Origin of the sequence: Klebsiella michiganensis (assembly GCF_015139575.1) — a bacterium.
Classification (GTDB): domain Bacteria; phylum Pseudomonadota; class Gammaproteobacteria; order Enterobacterales; family Enterobacteriaceae; genus Klebsiella; species Klebsiella michiganensis.
Genome location: NZ_AP022547.1, coordinates 5,698,918 through 5,715,426, shown reverse-complemented (window position 1 = coordinate 5,715,426; position 16,509 = coordinate 5,698,918). Strand labels below are relative to the sequence as shown.

Here is a 16,509-nt window from a genome sequence, read left to right as displayed (position 1 = left end):
TCTCTGTGCCCCTCTTTCTGCTACAATCCCCACCCCGTTCGAAGATTGAGCAAAAGACTCCCATGCGTTTAAATCCTGGCCAACAACAAGCCGTCGAATTCGTTACCGGACCGTGCCTGGTGCTGGCGGGTGCCGGTTCCGGTAAGACCCGCGTGATTACCAATAAAATCGCCCACCTGATCCGCGGCTGCGGCTATCAGGCGCGTCATATCGCGGCGGTCACCTTTACCAACAAGGCGGCGCGCGAAATGAAAGAGCGCGTCGGGCAAACGCTGGGACGCAAAGAGGCGCGCGGCCTGATGATTTCCACTTTCCACACGCTGGGGCTGGATATCATCAAACGCGAATACGCCGCGTTAGGGATGAAATCAAACTTCTCGCTGTTCGACGATACCGACCAGGTGGCGCTGTTAAAAGAGCTCACCGAAGGGCTGATCGAAGACGATAAAGTGGTGCTTCAGCAGCTGATCTCGACGATCTCCAACTGGAAAAACGATCTGCAAACCCCTGCTCAGGCCGCCGCTGGGGCGAAAGGGGAGCGGGATCGGATCTTTGCTCACTGCTACGGGCTGTACGACGCGCACATGAAAGCCTGCAACGTACTAGACTTTGACGATCTGATCCTGCTGCCAACGCTGCTGCTGCAGCGCAACGAAGAGGTGCGGGAGCGCTGGCAGAATAAGATTCGCTATCTGCTGGTGGATGAATACCAGGACACCAACACCAGCCAGTACGAGCTGGTGAAACTGCTGGTGGGACAGCGGGCGCGCTTTACCGTGGTCGGCGATGACGATCAGTCGATCTACTCCTGGCGCGGCGCGCGGCCGCAGAACCTGGTCCTGCTAAGCCAGGATTTCCCGGCGCTGCAGGTGATCAAGCTGGAGCAAAACTACCGTTCTTCCGGGCGCATCCTGAAGGCGGCTAACATCCTGATTGCCAATAACCCACACGTTTTCGAGAAGCGTCTGTTTTCCGAACTGGGCTATGGCGTAGAGCTGAAGGTGCTCTCTGCCAATAACGAAGACCATGAGGCGGAGCGCGTTGCCGGTGAACTGATCGCGCATCACTTTATTAATAAAACCGCCTATAAGGACTACGCGATTCTGTATCGCGGCAACCATCAGTCGCGGGTTTTTGAAAAGATGCTGATGCAGAACCGCATCCCGTACAAAATTTCCGGCGGCACGTCGTTCTTTTCCCGCCCGGAAATTAAAGACCTGCTGGCCTATCTGCGCGTGCTGACTAATCCCGATGATGACAGCGCTTTCATGCGCATCGTCAATACGCCAAAGCGTGAAATCGGTTCGGCGACGCTGAAAAAGCTGGGTGAATGGGCGATGGGGCGCAATAAAAGCATGTTTACCGCCAGCTTCGATATGGGCCTGACCCAGACCCTGAACGGACGCGGCTATGAGTCTTTGACCCGCTTTACCCACTGGCTGCGGGAGATCCAGCAGCTTTCAGAGCGTGAACCGATTGCCGCCGTCCGCGATCTGATCCGCGGCGTGGATTATGAATCCTGGCTCTATGAGACCTCGCCCAGCCCGAAAGCCGCCGAAATGCGGATGAAAAACGTCAATACGCTGTTCACGTGGATGACCGAAATGCTCGAAGGCAGCGAGATCGATGAACCGATGACGCTCACTCAGGTCGTTACCCGCTTTACCCTGCGCGATATGATGGAGCGCGGCGAGTCGGATGAGGAGACGGATCAGGTGCAGCTGATGACGCTTCACGCGTCAAAGGGGCTGGAGTTCCCCTACGTCTACCTGGTTGGTATGGAAGAGGGGCTGCTGCCGCACCAGAGCAGCATTGATGAAGACAACGTCGATGAAGAGCGCCGTCTTGCCTACGTGGGTATCACCCGTGCGCAGAAAGAGCTGACTTTTACCCTGTGCAAAGAGCGCCGTCAGTACGGCGAGCTGGTGCGGCCGGAGCCGAGCCGTTTCCTGCTGGAACTGCCGCAGGACGACCTGATTTGGGAGCAGGAGCGCAAAGTGATTTCGCCGGAAGAGCGCATGCATAAAGGCCAGGCGAACGTCGCCAACATCAGGGCGATGCTGGCGAAAGCGCGTAAATAGCGGCTAGCGGCTGTTTTGCTGTTGAATCTGGAACTGACGTAGCGCTTTGCGACCGGGCGCGCCGTCTGAACCGGGTTGACTGACGACAATGGCCGCCACTTCATTGCCCAGCCGCGTTGCCTGCTGCAAATCCATTCCACAGGCCAGCCCGGCGATCGTACCGGCACAGTGGCTGTCTCCTGCGGCAATCGTGTCGTGGACCTTCACGCGGCAGGCCGGAATATGCTGCGGTGCTGCGTCAGGTTCAACCACCCATGCGCCATCCTTATCAAACCGACAGATCGCCCGAATATGCCAGTCGCTGGCGAGCCGTGAGGCGGCATCAAGGGTCGCGCTATCCAAATCGTATAAACGCGCGCACAGCACGCTGAGTTCATCGCGATTCAGGGTGAGCAGGGGGCGTTTGCGCAGCAGCGCCTGGATAAAGTGAATATCCAGGTCGCACAGACGCGGGCCAAAATCGACGAACAGCGTTTTATCTTCCGTCTGGGCAAGGATCCACTGGCGCAGCGCTTCGCTGGCCAGTTCGTATCCCGAGACGTAAATAATCGCCTCCTTCGGCAGCGGTATTTGCGCTAATAGTTCATCAGTCCAGTGCTGTTCGCAGCCCTCAATGGTGATAAACGTCCGCTCTTTACTGGCTTCGACAAGAGCCAGACACCAGCCGTTATCGTGGGTGGGATGGCGCAAGAGGACGGGCAAGTTTTCCAGCGCCATTTTTTGCGCAACGGCCTGCCCCCAATCGCCATTGCCTACCGGTATGGCGTTAATGGGAAACAGTTCGAGGCGCGAGAGCGCGCGGGCGACGTTGAACGCACAGCCGCCAATCTGCCGTCCGCCGTCGCGGGCGGAGACATCGCTACCGCTTTGCGGCAGCGCATCGAGATGGAGAATAATGTCGCCAAAAGCGGCGCCGATAACCACGATCGGCCGCTGAGGCGATAGCAGGTCAGCGCTGATTGTCACGGCAGGCCCCCTTTCTCGTTCCGAAGGCGAGATACAGCGCCAGGCTCAGAATAAAAGAGACGAATAACCCGAGGCTGGAGTCCGCGAAAATACCGACCGCGAAAGGTCCGTCGATAAAACCGGTTTTAGAGACCATCAATCCTGCCAGCGCACCGACAATCCAGCAGCCCAGCGCGGTACGGTTTGCGCCGCTCTCCCTGAATAAATCAGCTTCAGGATATCCGGCACGGCGGCGCAGCCGATAAAAATCGACCATAAAGATGGCGGCCCAGGCGGCCAGAAATACGCCGCAGAAAATCAAAAACGCGATAAACGGCCCGAGAAAATCTTTCGAGACAAACAGCACGTAGAGGGCAATCCCCAGCACCAGCACGGCGTCGAGGGCCACGGCGGAACGCTGCTGTAGCTTAATCCCCATGCTTAACAGGTTAAGGCTGGCGGAATAGAGGCTCAACACGGCGATGGTCACGACCCCGGCGGTAGCCGCGGCCAGATAGGGGATTGCCATCCACGAAGGCAGCAGTTTACCGATCGCTGAAATGGGGTTCTCGCTGGAGGCCAGATCGGGGATCTGCGCGGTAAGCAGTATTCCGGTGAGCATCAGCAACAGCAGCGGGAGGGCGGCGCCGCTGACCACGGCGAGAAAAATAGGCTTTTCCCCGGAGTCAGGGCGCTGATCGCGACTATAGTCGGCGCCGGCGATAGCCCAGCTGATGCCGGTGCCTGCGGCAATAATAGACACGGCAGGCAGAAAGCCGGTCAGCCAGCTGCCTGAAGGCAGCGCGAGGATGGCCTGCCAGTCCGCGGTGAAGAGTAAATAGATCACCACCAGCAGCGTCATGGCGCCAAAGATCCGGGTGATCCATTTTTGCATCATCAGCACGGCGTTTTGCCCGAGCACGCTGACCAGTACGGTCAGCCCGCCAAACAAGAAAAGCGACAGCGCGGTGGTGGTCAGACTCTCTTCAAGACCCATGGCGGCAAACAGCGCAACGAGGGTGAGCGTGCCGGTAATGATATTGACCGCTTCCCAGCCCATCAGATTCACCCAACAGAAGCTGGTGGGGGCGATATTACCGCGTTTGCCAAAAATGACGCGGGAGAGGGTTAGCGTCGTCGTACGACCAATTTTCCCGGCGATGCTGGTGATGCCGACCAGCGCAAAGGAGGCGACGCCCGCCACGGCGGCAAGAATCGCCTGCCAGAATGAGAGGCCGAACGACACAATCACCGCGCCGTAAACGACGCCAAGAATGCCAATATTCGCGGCGCACCAGACGAAAAACAGCTGGACCGGTTTCTGGGTCTGGTGGACCGGGGGGACCAGACCGATCCCTAATTCTGCCATTCCGGGATCTGCCGCCTGGATATTTCCATCGTATGAAGCTTTGCTGTCCATAGTGATACCCTCTGTGAATTATGCGAAGCGGTAGCCTGCAAGCCGCTGTGCGTAAGGCGCGAAGTCGATGCTGTTGGCCTGCTTAATCCGTTGTATATGTTCTTCAGGAAAAGCCTCTATGCCATGAAGCGCGCCGCAGATGGCGGTGGCCATCGCGCCAATGGTGTCGGTGTCGCCGCCTAAATTGGCTGCCAGCATAGCGCATTTCATAGGCTGCGTTTTTGCCAGCTCAACCAGAGCAATCGCTGCGGGGACGGACTCGATAATATCCATACCGGCGCCGATGTCCTCATAAATCCGTTCAATACCCGTCAGATGGTCAGTCTCCCCGGCGATCGTTTCCAGCGCCAGGTGGATACGGTTTCCCAGTAGTGGACTAAAAGTGGACTCATAATGGCGCTGCGTCTCATTGGCGAGCGACGCCAGCTCCGTTTTAATTAACGGCCATTCGGCCCCTTCAATGGCGCGGCCGATCGCCCAGGCAATGACCACCGCGCCGGCGATAGCGATATCTGATTTATGCGTCGGCAGGCAGGATAGCCGCACTTGCTCAATGAAAAACGTTCTGTCCCCGGTGGGCAGTAGACAGCCCATCGGCGCCACGCGCATTGCCGCGCCGTTGGTTACGCCGTTGGCCGCGATCTCCTCCAGCGGCTGCCCCTGTTCAAGCGCGATCAGGGAAGCCTTCGAGGTCGGGCCAAGAATATTTTTTTCAAAGGCCTGACAGCGTCTGGCCCACAGCAGAATATGCCTGGCGATGACCAGTGGATCGGTCACGCCGTTGGTTTCATTCAGGGCATCCATGAGTGCGATGCACTGATGGGTATCATCGGTGAACTCAGCGGCGCGAAATTCGCAGGCCGCAATATTCTCTTTCGGTCCGGGGAGGAAGCGCTCAATCCAGCCAAAATGGTTGATAATTCGGCGCTTAGGCCACAGTTCGGAAGGCATACCCATCGCATCACCAATGGCTTGCCCATAAAGGCAGCCGAGGATGCGGTTTTCGGTGGTATAGGTAGGGTGAATAGCAGACATCATCGGCTCCCTGGAAGAAATGAATAAAAGTTATACTAAAAGTAGATCCAGATTAAGTCCAGTTAAAGTCCTTTGTGGCCATGCTGTGATCGAAGACGCATTCTGAAAGAAAAGTGAGAAGCTAAAAAAGGGTGGGGAGACGTTATGAGGGGGCTATTGATTCCAGTATGGATCCACTATGATAAATCCACTGCCACTGAATTCCGGAAGACTACGACATTATGCCGCAATCGCTGCTTGAGTATATAAAAGGGCGTCTGAATGCAGAGGCTCCCGCGCCGCTTTATATTCAACTTAAACAAGCTATTGAAGCGGCAATGACCGAGCGGTTGCTGACGCACGGCAGCATCCTGCCTTCCGAACGCAAAATGTCGCAGACGCTTGAGCTATCGCGCGTGACGGTCGTGAAGGCGCTTGATGCGCTGCTGGAGGCCGGGCTGGTTATTAAACGCCACGGAAAAGGGACCGAGGTGAATCTGCCGGTAAGCTATAACCTTGCCAGCGGCGGATTTTCTGCCCAGCTACAAAATTCAGGCACGGTGTCCAACCGATGGCTGGTGAGGGAAAAGCTGGCGGCGGATGATTTTCTGGCCCGTGAGCTGGAGATCGCGGTCGGCGATCGGGTGGCGAAAATCAAACGCGTCCGTCTGGTCGATGCCCTCCCGGTGTCTCTCGAAACCATGTTTATCCCCGAGCGTTTCTTACCCCGCCCGGATCTACTTGAAGGTTCGCTGTACGCGCACTGGGCGGAAAATGATATTTATCCCGATCTTCAGGATTACTCACTGACGGTGCATATTCCTTCGGCGGAAGAGCTGAATTTGCTCGACCTGCCGCAAGGCGTGCCATTGATGAAAATTACGCTGAAAAGCCGCAATGCTCAGGGAGAGGTGCTTGAGTACGGAACCGCATTCTGCCTGAGCAATTACTTTAATTTTGATTTCAGAGTGAAGCTGCAATAAGCGCTTTGGCATGGCCGGTGTATAAAACCCGCCATCGCTTTATGCGAGAGCGGATCGTAGCCGACTACTGCTCGTTAAGCCGCAGCGGCCAGTGAACGTAGCTCTGCCACTGGCACTCCTGTTCGACCATTTCCCGGCCCAGCGGATGATTCTCCAGCCAGCCCTGCGGCAGCGTTAACGTCAAATTTTCATCTTCGGCAGCCAGCGTAAGCATCGGCAGCAGATCGTCGCGTCGGCGGCTGGCAAACAGAATCGCCAGACGCAGCAGACGGCACATATGCTCCGCGACTCTCGGAGGCACCGCGTTTTGTTGATGAATGGATGAAAGGTCGACGGCGTTGGTTTGGTTTAACAGCAGCGTCGCCAGCAGCTTCTTTTGTGCGGGGGTAAAGCCGGGCAGGTCAAGATTGCGCACCAGCCAGGCGGCGTGCAGGGGGGCCTGCTTGTACTCCACGCTCAGACCAATTTCATGCAGCTGGCAGGCACTTTGCAGCAAATCGAAGCATAGCGGCTCAATTTCCCAGCTGTTTTCCACCTGATGAACGAAATGGGCGGCCAGTTGGGCAACGCGCTGTGCCTGTTCAGTATCAACCAGAAACCGGCGCTGAATATTGCGTAAGGTACGACTGCGAATATCCTGATCGATCGACAGGTGCAGCATGCCGTAGACCAGACCTTCACGCAGCGCGCCGCCGGCGAGCGTCATACACTGAATATTCAGCTCGCTGAAGATGGCCATAAGAATCGCCAGCCCGCTGGGAAAGACGAGCGCCCGTTCAAGCGTCAGGCCTTCGATCTCCAGCTCTTCCAGACGACCGCACTGAATGGCGCGCTGTTTGAGCTGCTGTAGCTTGGCTAAGGTGATGCGTTCATCCATCCCCTGCGCCATCATGATTTCCTGTAACGCCTGAACCGTACCGGACGCCCCGACGCACACTTTCCAGCCGTGATAGCGCAGCACATCGGCGACGGGACGCAAAACTTCACGCGCGGCGGTTTCGGCCTGGTCAAAGTTCTCTTTGGTCAGGCTGCGATCGGCAAAGTAGCGTTCCAGCCAGGTCACGCAGCCCATGGACAGGCTGAAAAGCGAGGTGGTTTGCGCACCGGTACCGGTAACCAGTTCGGTGCTGGCGCCGCCAATATCCACGACCAGACGCTGATCTGCGCCGCCTGTTGTATGCGCAACGCCCTGATAAATCAGGCGCGCTTCCTCTTCACCGCTGATAACCTGAACCGCGCAGCCGAGGATTTCCCGCGCTTTCTCCAGAAACTCACCGGCGTTAACCGCCAGGCGCAGCGTCGCTGTGGCGACCACGCGGATTTGCGTCGGGGGGATATCCTGCAAACGCTCGGCAAACAGGCGTAAACATTGCCAGCCGCGCTCCATGGCTTCCGCCGAGAGCGTATTGTCGCCGCTGAGTCCAGCGGCCAGACGGACTTTGCGTTTGATACGACTCAGGGTCTGGATGCTTCCGGCAACCTCGCGTACAACCAACATATGAAAGCTATTGGAGCCAAGATCGATAGCGGCATAGAGCGAGGTGGAGCTCATACACTTCATCCTTCAAGTTGCCTCTGTGTTGGCTGCGTTCTCTTACCCGAATCACTTACCAGCGTCAGCTCGCCGCGATTCGCTTTCCTGCGGCCTTGATGCAACTTGAATGATTTTGTGTATGGCATAGTGCTTTAACCTGAACGACGACGATTACGTGGCGGACCGTTACGACGCGGGCCGTTGCCCGGGCGCGGGCGCGTAAGACGTAGCGGTCTGGGCAGTTCAGTCATCAGCGCGTCCGAATTGTATTTGCTGACCGGAATTGAATGACCGATATAGGTTTCAATTGCCGGCAGATTCAGCGCGTACTCTTCACAGGCCAGGCTGATGGAGTGACCGCTGGCGCCAGCGCGGCCGGTACGGCCAATACGGTGAACGTAGTCTTCGCAATCGTCCGGCAGGTCGTAGTTAAAGACGTGCGTAACGGCCGGAATATGCAGACCGCGGGCGGCAACGTCGGTTGCGACCAGAATGTCGATATCGCCGCGGGTAAATTCATCGAGAATGCGCAGGCGTTTTTTCTGCGCAACGTCGCCAGTTAACAGACCAACGCGATGGCCGTCCGCCGCCAGGTGACCCCAGATATCTTCACAACGATGTTTGGTGTTGGCGAAAATAATCGCGCGATCCGGCCACTCTTCTTCCAGCAGCGTCTGCAGCAGGCGCATTTTTTCTTCGTTGGAAGGATAGAACAGCTCTTCTTTAATACGGTGGCCCGTTTTCTGCTCAGGCTCAACTTCGACGTACTCGGCGTTGTTCATTTGTTCGAACGCCAGTTCACGGACGCGATAAGAAAGGGTGGCAGAGAACAGCATGTTCAGGCGCTGATTCGCTGGCGGCATACGGCGGAACAGCCAACGGATATCTTTAATAAAGCCGAGATCGTACATGCGATCGGCTTCGTCAAGCACGACAACCTGAATGGCGCCGAGGTTAATATGGTTCTGTTTGGCGTAGTCGATAAGGCGACCGGTGGTACCGATCAGAATATCCACGCCGCTTTCCAGCACTTTCAGCTGCTTATCGTAGCCGTCGCCGCCGTAAGCCAGGCCGAGTTTCAGACCGGTAGCCTGCGCCAGCGGTTCGGCGTCAGCGTGGATCTGAACCGCCAGTTCACGCGTCGGCGCCATGATCAGCGCGCGCGGCTGGTTGACCTGGCGGTCAGCGATCGCCGGGTGAGTGAGAAGATAATGAAACGTTGACGTCAGAAACGCCATCGTTTTACCGGTACCGGTTTGCGCCTGCCCGGCGACATCGCGACCTTCCAGCGTAAGCGGGAGGGCGAGTGCCTGAATGGGTGTACAATTATGAAACCCTTTCTTTTCAAGGGCTTCAATCACTGCCGGGTGCAGGGCGAAGTCGGAAAACTTCTGTTCTGTTAAATGTGTTTTGCTCATAGTGTGGTAGAATATCAGCTAACTATTGCATTAAGAAAGCGTATCCGGTGAAATAACGTCAACCTTTCGTTGGCTATGTATGAAATTATTCAAGGTGCGTCTGCGGCAACTGAACGAATCTTCGAAAGCTTAGACTACTAAGCGAGGCGAGGGTGACAAATCTGCGATAAGCCGGTTTGAACGCTGGTTGCTTTATCTTTTGCGGGGCAAAGTTCATGATGGGCATTGTGATGCAGAGAGATAAAAGAGGCATTCTGAAGAACAGCGTGCATAACGTAGCATCGACACGTCGTTGATGGCCGCGACACCAACACACCAGGCTTATTCCTGTGGAGTTAAATATGAGCGATAAAATTATTCACCTGACTGACGACAGTTTTGACACGGACGTACTCAAGGCTGACGGGCTAACCCTCGTCGATTTCTGGGCAGAGTGGTGTGGTCCGTGCAAAATGATCGCCCCGATTCTGGATGAGATCGCTGAAGAGTATCAGGGCAAACTGACCATTGCGAAACTGAACATCGATCAGAACCCGGGTACTGCGCCGAAATACGGCATTCGCGGCATCCCGACCCTGCTGCTGTTCAAAAATGGCGAAGTGGCAGCGACCAAAGTTGGCGCGCTGTCCAAAGGACAGCTGAAAGAGTTCCTCGACGCCAACCTGGCGTAAGCGGCTTGTTCTCCCGGCGTCCAGCGTCCAATTTTTTGCGGATCTCTGGACGCCCGGCGAGAGTCGTGCTAAGTTAATCTCAGACTTCGTTTTAAACATACCTTTGTTTGAATCTTGTTTTACCCAAAGCGTCCCGCAAAAATGCGCGTGAGGCTTATAATCCGGGCTTATCACTCATTCCGTTTAGTCGTTTCAGTTCTGCGTTCTTTCCTGTGACCAGGCAACGTACAGACACGAGATGAAGGCCGTTAACAGGCATGGATGTTCCTGCCATACCATTCACAACATTAAGTTCGAGAATTACCCCGAGTTTAAGAACCCACACCATTATGAATCTTACCGAATTAAAGAATACGCCGGTTTCTGAGCTGATTACTCTCGGCGAAAATATGGGGCTGGAAAACCTGGCCCGTATGCGTAAGCAGGATATTATTTTTGCCATCCTCAAGCAGCATTCGAAGAGTGGCGAGGATATCTTTGGCGATGGCGTACTGGAGATACTGCAGGATGGATTTGGTTTCCTCCGTTCAGCAGACAGCTCCTACCTCGCCGGTCCCGACGACATCTACGTATCCCCCAGCCAAATCCGCCGCTTCAACCTCCGCACTGGTGACACCATTTCCGGTAAGATTCGTCCTCCTAAAGAGGGTGAGCGTTACTTTGCGTTGTTGAAAGTTAACGAAGTTAACTACGATAAGCCGGAAAACGCGCGTAACAAGATTCTGTTCGAGAACTTAACCCCTCTGCACGCAAATTCACGTCTGCGTATGGAGCGTGGTAACGGCTCAACGGAAGACTTAACCGCTCGCGTCCTGGATCTGGCATCGCCGATCGGCCGCGGCCAGCGTGGTCTGATTGTTGCGCCGCCGAAGGCCGGTAAAACCATGCTGCTGCAGAATATCGCGCAGAGCATTGCGTACAACCATCCTGATTGCGTTCTGATGGTACTGCTGATCGACGAACGTCCGGAAGAAGTGACCGAGATGCAGCGTCTGGTTAAAGGCGAAGTTGTCGCTTCTACCTTTGACGAGCCGGCATCTCGCCACGTTCAGGTTGCCGAGATGGTTATCGAGAAAGCGAAGCGTCTGGTTGAGCATAAGAAAGACGTTATCATCCTGCTCGACTCCATTACCCGTCTGGCGCGTGCCTACAACACCGTCGTCCCGGCTTCCGGTAAAGTGTTGACCGGTGGTGTGGACGCCAACGCCCTGCATCGTCCGAAGCGTTTCTTCGGTGCCGCGCGTAACGTGGAAGAGGGCGGCAGCCTGACGATTATCGCTACGGCGCTGATCGATACCGGTTCTAAAATGGACGAAGTTATCTACGAAGAGTTTAAAGGCACCGGTAACATGGAGCTTCACCTCTCTCGTAAGATCGCAGAAAAACGCGTCTTCCCGGCTATCGACTACAACCGTTCCGGTACCCGTAAAGAAGAGCTGCTCACCACTCAGGAAGAGCTGCAGAAGATGTGGATCCTGCGTAAAATCATTCACCCGATGGGTGAGATCGACGCGATGGAATTCCTCATCAATAAACTGGCGATGACTAAAACTAACGATGACTTCTTCGACATGATGAAGCGCTCGTAAGCTAAAAACGCCAGAGAACGCCACGCTATTGCGTGGCGTTTTGTTTTCCGGGTTTGTATGATCCAGGAAGGGAAAACAAAATGGGTCTTAACGTATGATATGCGCAGGATGATGGCAGGCAGAGACGGCTTTAACAGTCTAAAATTTCTACAATAAATTTGTAATGTTCTGCTTTGCCCCTTCTGGAGTTGAGGCATCATCGTTATACTTCCCGGATTAACTATGCTGAGAGCACATGCGTTGTGAATTTACTCACTGCTATTACTGAATTAATCAGTATTTTCTTATTCACCACCCTGTTTATATTTATCGCTCGCAAGGCGGCAAAAAGAGTTGGGCTGGTGGATAAACCTAACTATCGCAAACGGCATCAGGGTTTGATTCCGTTAGTCGGTGGTATTTCAGTTTTCGCAGGTATTTGTTTTACGTTTGCTATCGCCGATTATTACATTCCCCACGCTCGGTTATACCTGGGATGTGCCGGGGTGCTCGTGCTGGTCGGTGCGCTGGACGACCGCTTTGATATCAGCGTAAAAATTCGCGCGGTAATTCAAGCCGCTATCGCCGTCATTATGATGATGGTGGGTAATCTTCATCTTAGTAGCCTCGGTTTTATATTCGGCTCATGGGAGCTGGTGCTCGGCCCTTTTGGCTTCTTCCTCACGCTGTTCGCCGTCTGGGCGGCGATCAACGCCTTCAATATGGTTGATGGTATCGATGGGCTGCTTGGCGGTCTGTCGTCAGTCTCTTTCGCGGCAACGGGCATTATCCTGTGGTTTGATGGCCAGTACAGCCTGGCGATGTGGTGTTTTGCGATGATTGCCGCCATTTTGCCCTATATTTTACTTAACCTCGGTGCGCTTGGTCGTCGCTATAAGGTCTTTATGGGTGATGCCGGCAGCACCATGATTGGCTTCACTATCATCTGGATCCTGCTGGAGACCACGCAGGGAAAAACGCATCCTATCAGCCCGGTCACGGCGCTGTGGATTATCGCTATTCCGTTGATGGATATGGTGGCGATTATGTACCGTCGCCTGCGCAAAGGGATGAGTCCATTCTCCCCGGACCGTCAGCATATTCATCATTTAATCATGCGCGCCGGGTTTACTTCCCGTCAGGCGTTTGTGCTGATCACCCTGGCCGCCGCGCTGCTGGCCCTGGTTGGCGTGGTGGCGGAATACACCCGCATTGTTCCTGAATGGGTGATGTTAATACTCTTTTTGTTAGCCTTCTTTCTTTATGGCTACTGCATTAAACGCGCCTGGAAAGTGGCGCGCATGGTTAAGCGCATTAGACGCAGAATACGGCGACACAGCGGCAATAATCCAAATTAACCAAGTCAATCTGGGGACGTGATGACTCAACCATTACCGGGAGCACAAACAGTGAACGTTGAGAACGAGCTGGATATTCGCGGGCTGTTTCGCGCCTTATGGGCCGGAAAAAGCTGGATAGCAGGTATCGCAGTGCTCTTTGCACTGATTGTTCTGGTTTATACCTTTTTTGCTCGTCAGGAGTGGAGCGCGACGGCGATTACCGACCGACCGACGGTGAACATGCTGGGGGGATACTATTCACAACAGCAGTTCTTACGCAATCTCGATATCAAGGCCAATCTCGTCTCTGTCGATCAGCCTTCGGTCATGGACGAAGCATATAAAGAGTTCATCATGCAGCAGGCGTCGTGGGATACCCGCCGCGACTTCTGGTTGCAAACGGACTACTACAAGCAGCGCCAGTCGGGTAACGCTCGCGCCGATGCCGCGCTGTTGGATGACCTGATTAACGATATCCAGTTCATGCCCGGCGATGCGCTAAAAAGCATCAACGATAGCGTGAAGCTGACGGCAGAAACCGCGCCTGATGCCAACAATCTGCTGCGCCAGTATGTGGCTTTCGCCAGCCAGCGTGCGGCAGGGCATCTGAATGATGAGCTCAAAGGCGCCTGGGCCGCGCGTACCGTACAGATGAAAGCGCAGGTGAAGCGCCAGGAAGAGGTGGCGCGAGAGATTTTCAATCGCCGCATGCACAGCGTGGAACAGGCGCTGAAAGTCGCGCAGCAGCACAACATCTCCCGCAGCGAAACCGATATTCCACCAGACCAGCTGCCGGATTCCGAGCTGTTTTTACTGGGGCGTCCAATGCTGCAGGCCCGGCTGGAAAATCTGCAGGCGGTGGGGCCGCAGTACGATCTTGATTATGACCAAAGCCGCGCCATGTTAACGACGTTGAACGTGGGGCCGACCCTGGACCCGCGTTTTCAGACTTACAGGTATTTGCGAACGCCTGAAGAACCGGTAAAACGCGATAGCCCGCGCCGCGTGTTTCTGATGGTGATGTGGGGGATTGTGGGCGCGCTCATCGGCGCAGGCGTTGCGTTATCGCGTCGCCGTGTCCAGTGAATGCGGCCTGTGGTGAAGGACATTCAGCCTTTATCACCTAATCGAAGAGAATCGATGTGAAAGTACTAACGGTATTTGGCACGAGACCAGAAGCTATCAAGATGGCGCCTCTGGTTCATGCGCTGGCAAAGGATCCTCATTTTGAGGCGAAAGTTTGCGTGACCGCGCAGCATCGGGAGATGCTCGATCAGGTGTTGAAACTTTTTTCTATTGTTCCGGAATACGACCTTAACATTATGCAGCCGGGTCAGGGATTGACGGAGATTACCTGTCGCATCCTTGAAGGTTTAAAGCCGGTGCTGGAGTCGTTTAAACCAGACGTGGTGCTGGTGCATGGCGATACCACCACGACGATGGCGGCAAGCCTGGCCGCTTTCTATCAGCGGATCCCGGTAGGGCACGTGGAAGCCGGGCTGCGCACGGGCGATCTGAGCTCGCCGTGGCCGGAAGAGGGGAACCGTACGTTGACCGGGCATCTGGCGACGTACCACTTTGCGCCGACGGAAACCTCAAGGCAGAACCTGCTGCGGGAAAACATCGCCGACAATCGGATCACGGTAACCGGTAATACGGTTATTGACGCGCTATTCTGGGTGCGCGACCGGGTGTTGAGCGATGAAGCCCTGCACAACGAGCTGACTCAGCGTTATCCCTTCCTCGCCAACGGCAAGAAGATGATTCTGGTCACCGGACACCGTCGGGAAAGCTTTGGCCGCGGTTTCGAGCAAATCTGCCATGCGCTGGCGGAGATCGCCGCGAACAATCCGGACGTACAGATCGTCTATCCGGTGCATTTGAATCCGAACGTCAGCGAACCGGTGAAGCGCATTCTCGGCCACGTTGAGAACGTCATACTTATTGAGCCGCAGGATTATTTGCCGTTTGTCTGGCTGATGAACCGCGCGTGGTTGATCCTGACCGATTCCGGCGGTATCCAGGAAGAGGCGCCCTCGCTCGGGAAACCGGTGCTGGTGATGCGTGAAATGACCGAGCGCCCGGAGGCGGTCAGCGCGGGCACCGTGTGCCTGGTGGGTACCGATAGCCAGCGCATCGTCAATGAGGTCACGCGCCTGCTGCAAGATGAGTCCGCGTATCAGGCCATGAGCCGGGCGCATAACCCGTATGGCGATGGACATGCGTGTCATCGTATTTTGTCTGCACTTAAAAATAATCAGGTAACGCTATGAATTTTTCTACCATTTCAGTGATTGGCCTTGGATATATTGGCCTGCCAACCGCTGCCGCGTTCGCCTCCCGGCAAAAGCGGGTGGTCGGCGTTGATATCAATCAACACGCCGTGGAGACCATTAACCGTGGTGAAATTCATATCGTGGAGCCGGATCTGGCGAGCGTCGTCAAAACGGCGGTCGAGCAGGGCTACCTGAGCGCCACTACCGCGCCGGTAGAAGCCGACGCTTACCTGATTGCGGTGCCGACGCCGTTTAAAGACCTGCATGAACCGGATATGGTTTTCGTCGAGTCGGCGGCGAAATCTATCGCACCGACGCTGAAGAAAGGGTCGCTGGTTATCCTTGAGTCCACCTCGCCGGTGGGTTCAACCGAGCAGATGGCGGGCTGGCTGGCGGAAATGCGCCCCGATCTGAGCTTCCCGCAGCAGGTTGGCGAAGCGGCGGACGTCAATATCGCCTACTGTCCGGAGCGCGTGTTGCCGGGGCAGGTGATGGTTGAGCTGATTAAAAACGATCGCGTGATTGGCGGCATGTCGCCGGTTTGCTCAGCCCGCGCCAGCGAGCTGTATAAAATTTTCCTCGAAGGCGAATGCGTGGTGACCAACTCGCGCACCGCCGAAATGTGCAAGCTGACTGAAAACAGCTTCCGCGACGTTAATATCGCTTTTGCCAATGAACTTTCGCTAATTTGCGCCGATCAGGGGATCAACGTCTGGGAACTGATTCGTCTGGCGAATCGTCATCCGCGCGTCAATATCCTCCAGCCGGGGCCGGGCGTTGGCGGCCACTGCATTGCGGTCGACCCGTGGTTTATCGTGGCGCAAAACCCGCAGCAGGCGCGGCTTATCCGGACCGCGCGTGAAGTCAACGACCACAAACCAGAATGGGTGATCGATCAGGTCAAAGCGCGGGTCGCCGACTGCCTCGCCGCCAGCAACAAACGCGCCAGCGAGCTAAAAATCGCCTGTTTTGGCCTCGCGTTTAAGCCGAATATTGATGACCTGCGCGAAAGCCCGGCCATGGCCATTGCCGCGCAGATCGCCCGCTGGCACGGCGGCGAAACCCTGGTCGTTGAGCCAAATATTCATCAGCTGCCGAAAAAGCTCGACGGACTGTGCGCTCTGGCGTCGCTGGACGAGGCGCTGGCGAGCGCCGATGTGCTGGTGATGCTGGTCGATCATAAAGAATTTAAAGCGGTTGGCGGGGAGAGCGTTAGCCAGCAGTTTATCGTCGATACCAAAGGGGTGTGGCGGTGAGAG

At 55.6% G+C, this 16,509-nt stretch carries 13 protein-coding genes; 8 read left to right on the top strand and 5 right to left on the bottom strand.

Annotation, left to right across the window (positions count from 1 at the left end):
* Window positions 1-62 precede the first annotated feature (62 nt).
* Window positions 63-2,081 carry a DNA helicase Rep gene (gene rep / locus JLG71_RS26710; protein ID WP_014227450.1) on the top strand — a complete coding sequence of 673 codons (2,019 nt, stop codon included), beginning with the start codon at window positions 63-65 and terminating at the stop codon, window positions 2,079-2,081.
* Between the two features lie 3 nt (window positions 2,082-2,084).
* On the opposite strand, the gene JLG71_RS26705 is transcribed toward rep, so the two are convergent.
* Genes JLG71_RS26705 through JLG71_RS26695 form a run of 3 tightly spaced genes read right to left on the bottom strand, consistent with a single transcriptional unit; the run spans window position 2,085 to window position 5,481 of the window.
* Window positions 2,085-3,047, bottom strand: coding sequence for a PfkB family carbohydrate kinase (locus JLG71_RS26705; protein WP_025108416.1), 963 nt, complete (start codon window positions 3,045-3,047; stop codon window positions 2,085-2,087).
* A complete protein-coding gene (locus JLG71_RS26700) occupies window positions 3,031-4,446 on the bottom strand; it encodes a purine-cytosine permease family protein (protein WP_102803849.1) in 1,416 nt (471 codons plus the stop codon). The genes JLG71_RS26705 and JLG71_RS26700 overlap by 17 nt, the downstream gene beginning before the upstream one ends.
* Window positions 4,447-4,464: 18 nt before the next feature.
* Window positions 4,465-5,481, bottom strand: coding sequence for an ADP-ribosylglycohydrolase family protein (locus JLG71_RS26695; protein WP_014227452.1), 1,017 nt, complete (start codon window positions 5,479-5,481; stop codon window positions 4,465-4,467).
* Between the two features lie 221 nt (window positions 5,482-5,702).
* On the opposite strand from JLG71_RS26695, the gene JLG71_RS26690 reads away from it, so the two are divergent.
* Window positions 5,703-6,443, top strand: coding sequence for a GntR family transcriptional regulator (locus JLG71_RS26690; RefSeq protein WP_032720758.1), 741 nt, complete (start codon window positions 5,703-5,705; stop codon window positions 6,441-6,443).
* A 64-nt stretch (window positions 6,444-6,507) separates the two neighbouring features.
* On the opposite strand, the gene gppA is transcribed toward JLG71_RS26690, so the two are convergent.
* Both gppA and rhlB read right to left on the bottom strand, forming a co-directional pair.
* A complete protein-coding gene (gene gppA, locus JLG71_RS26685) occupies window positions 6,508-8,004 on the bottom strand; it encodes a guanosine-5'-triphosphate,3'-diphosphate diphosphatase (RefSeq protein WP_160743202.1) in 1,497 nt (498 codons plus the stop codon).
* 125 nt (window positions 8,005-8,129) lie between these two features.
* On the bottom strand, window positions 8,130-9,395 hold the full coding sequence (gene rhlB, locus JLG71_RS26680) for an ATP-dependent RNA helicase RhlB (protein WP_004127388.1): 1,266 nt from the start codon (window positions 9,393-9,395) through the stop codon (window positions 8,130-8,132).
* 341 nt (window positions 9,396-9,736) lie between these two features.
* Between rhlB and trxA the strand changes: the two genes are divergently transcribed.
* From trxA to wecC, 6 genes are all read left to right on the top strand, one after another.
* Complete coding sequence (gene trxA, locus JLG71_RS26675; RefSeq protein ID WP_004097507.1) at window positions 9,737-10,066, top strand: thioredoxin TrxA; 330 nt, start codon at window positions 9,737-9,739, stop codon at window positions 10,064-10,066.
* 329 nt (window positions 10,067-10,395) lie between these two features.
* Entirely contained in the window at window positions 10,396-11,655 is a 1,260-nt protein-coding gene (gene rho / locus JLG71_RS26670) for a transcription termination factor Rho (protein ID WP_002883293.1), read from the top strand.
* A 242-nt stretch (window positions 11,656-11,897) separates the two neighbouring features.
* Complete coding sequence (gene wecA, locus JLG71_RS26665) at window positions 11,898-12,992, top strand: UDP-N-acetylglucosamine--undecaprenyl-phosphate N-acetylglucosaminephosphotransferase (RefSeq protein WP_004097511.1); 1,095 nt, start codon at window positions 11,898-11,900, stop codon at window positions 12,990-12,992.
* A 21-nt stretch (window positions 12,993-13,013) separates the two neighbouring features.
* Complete coding sequence (wzzE, locus tag JLG71_RS26660; RefSeq protein ID WP_014227454.1) at window positions 13,014-14,060, top strand: ECA polysaccharide chain length modulation protein; 1,047 nt, start codon at window positions 13,014-13,016, stop codon at window positions 14,058-14,060.
* Between the two features lie 56 nt (window positions 14,061-14,116).
* Window positions 14,117-15,247, top strand: coding sequence for a non-hydrolyzing UDP-N-acetylglucosamine 2-epimerase (wecB, locus tag JLG71_RS26655; RefSeq protein ID WP_004097518.1), 1,131 nt, complete (start codon window positions 14,117-14,119; stop codon window positions 15,245-15,247).
* Window positions 15,244-16,506, top strand: coding sequence for a UDP-N-acetyl-D-mannosamine dehydrogenase (wecC, locus tag JLG71_RS26650; RefSeq protein WP_014837068.1), 1,263 nt, complete (start codon window positions 15,244-15,246; stop codon window positions 16,504-16,506). The genes wecB and wecC overlap by 4 nt, the downstream gene beginning before the upstream one ends.
* Window positions 16,507-16,509 lie beyond the last annotated feature (3 nt).

What these genes read in the sequence shown, in the direction of transcription:
- JLG71_RS26695 (WP_014227452.1), bottom strand. Translation starts at nt 5,481, where the DNA reads ATGTCTGCTATTCACCCTACCTATACCACCGAAAACCGCATCCTCGGC.
- wzzE (WP_014227454.1), top strand. Translation starts at nt 13,014, where the DNA reads ATGACTCAACCATTACCGGGAGCACAAACAGTGAACGTTGAGAACGAG.
- trxA (WP_004097507.1), top strand. Translation starts at nt 9,737, where the DNA reads ATGAGCGATAAAATTATTCACCTGACTGACGACAGTTTTGACACGGAC.
- gppA (WP_160743202.1), bottom strand. Translation starts at nt 8,004, where the DNA reads ATGAAGTGTATGAGCTCCACCTCGCTCTATGCCGCTATCGATCTTGGC.
- wecC (WP_014837068.1), top strand. Translation starts at nt 15,244, where the DNA reads ATGAATTTTTCTACCATTTCAGTGATTGGCCTTGGATATATTGGCCTG.
- JLG71_RS26700 (WP_102803849.1), bottom strand. Translation starts at nt 4,446, where the DNA reads ATGGACAGCAAAGCTTCATACGATGGAAATATCCAGGCGGCAGATCCC.
- rhlB (WP_004127388.1), bottom strand. Translation starts at nt 9,395, where the DNA reads ATGAGCAAAACACATTTAACAGAACAGAAGTTTTCCGACTTCGCCCTG.
- rho (WP_002883293.1), top strand. Translation starts at nt 10,396, where the DNA reads ATGAATCTTACCGAATTAAAGAATACGCCGGTTTCTGAGCTGATTACT.
- rep (WP_014227450.1), top strand. Translation starts at nt 63, where the DNA reads ATGCGTTTAAATCCTGGCCAACAACAAGCCGTCGAATTCGTTACCGGA.
- JLG71_RS26690 (WP_032720758.1), top strand. Translation starts at nt 5,703, where the DNA reads ATGCCGCAATCGCTGCTTGAGTATATAAAAGGGCGTCTGAATGCAGAG.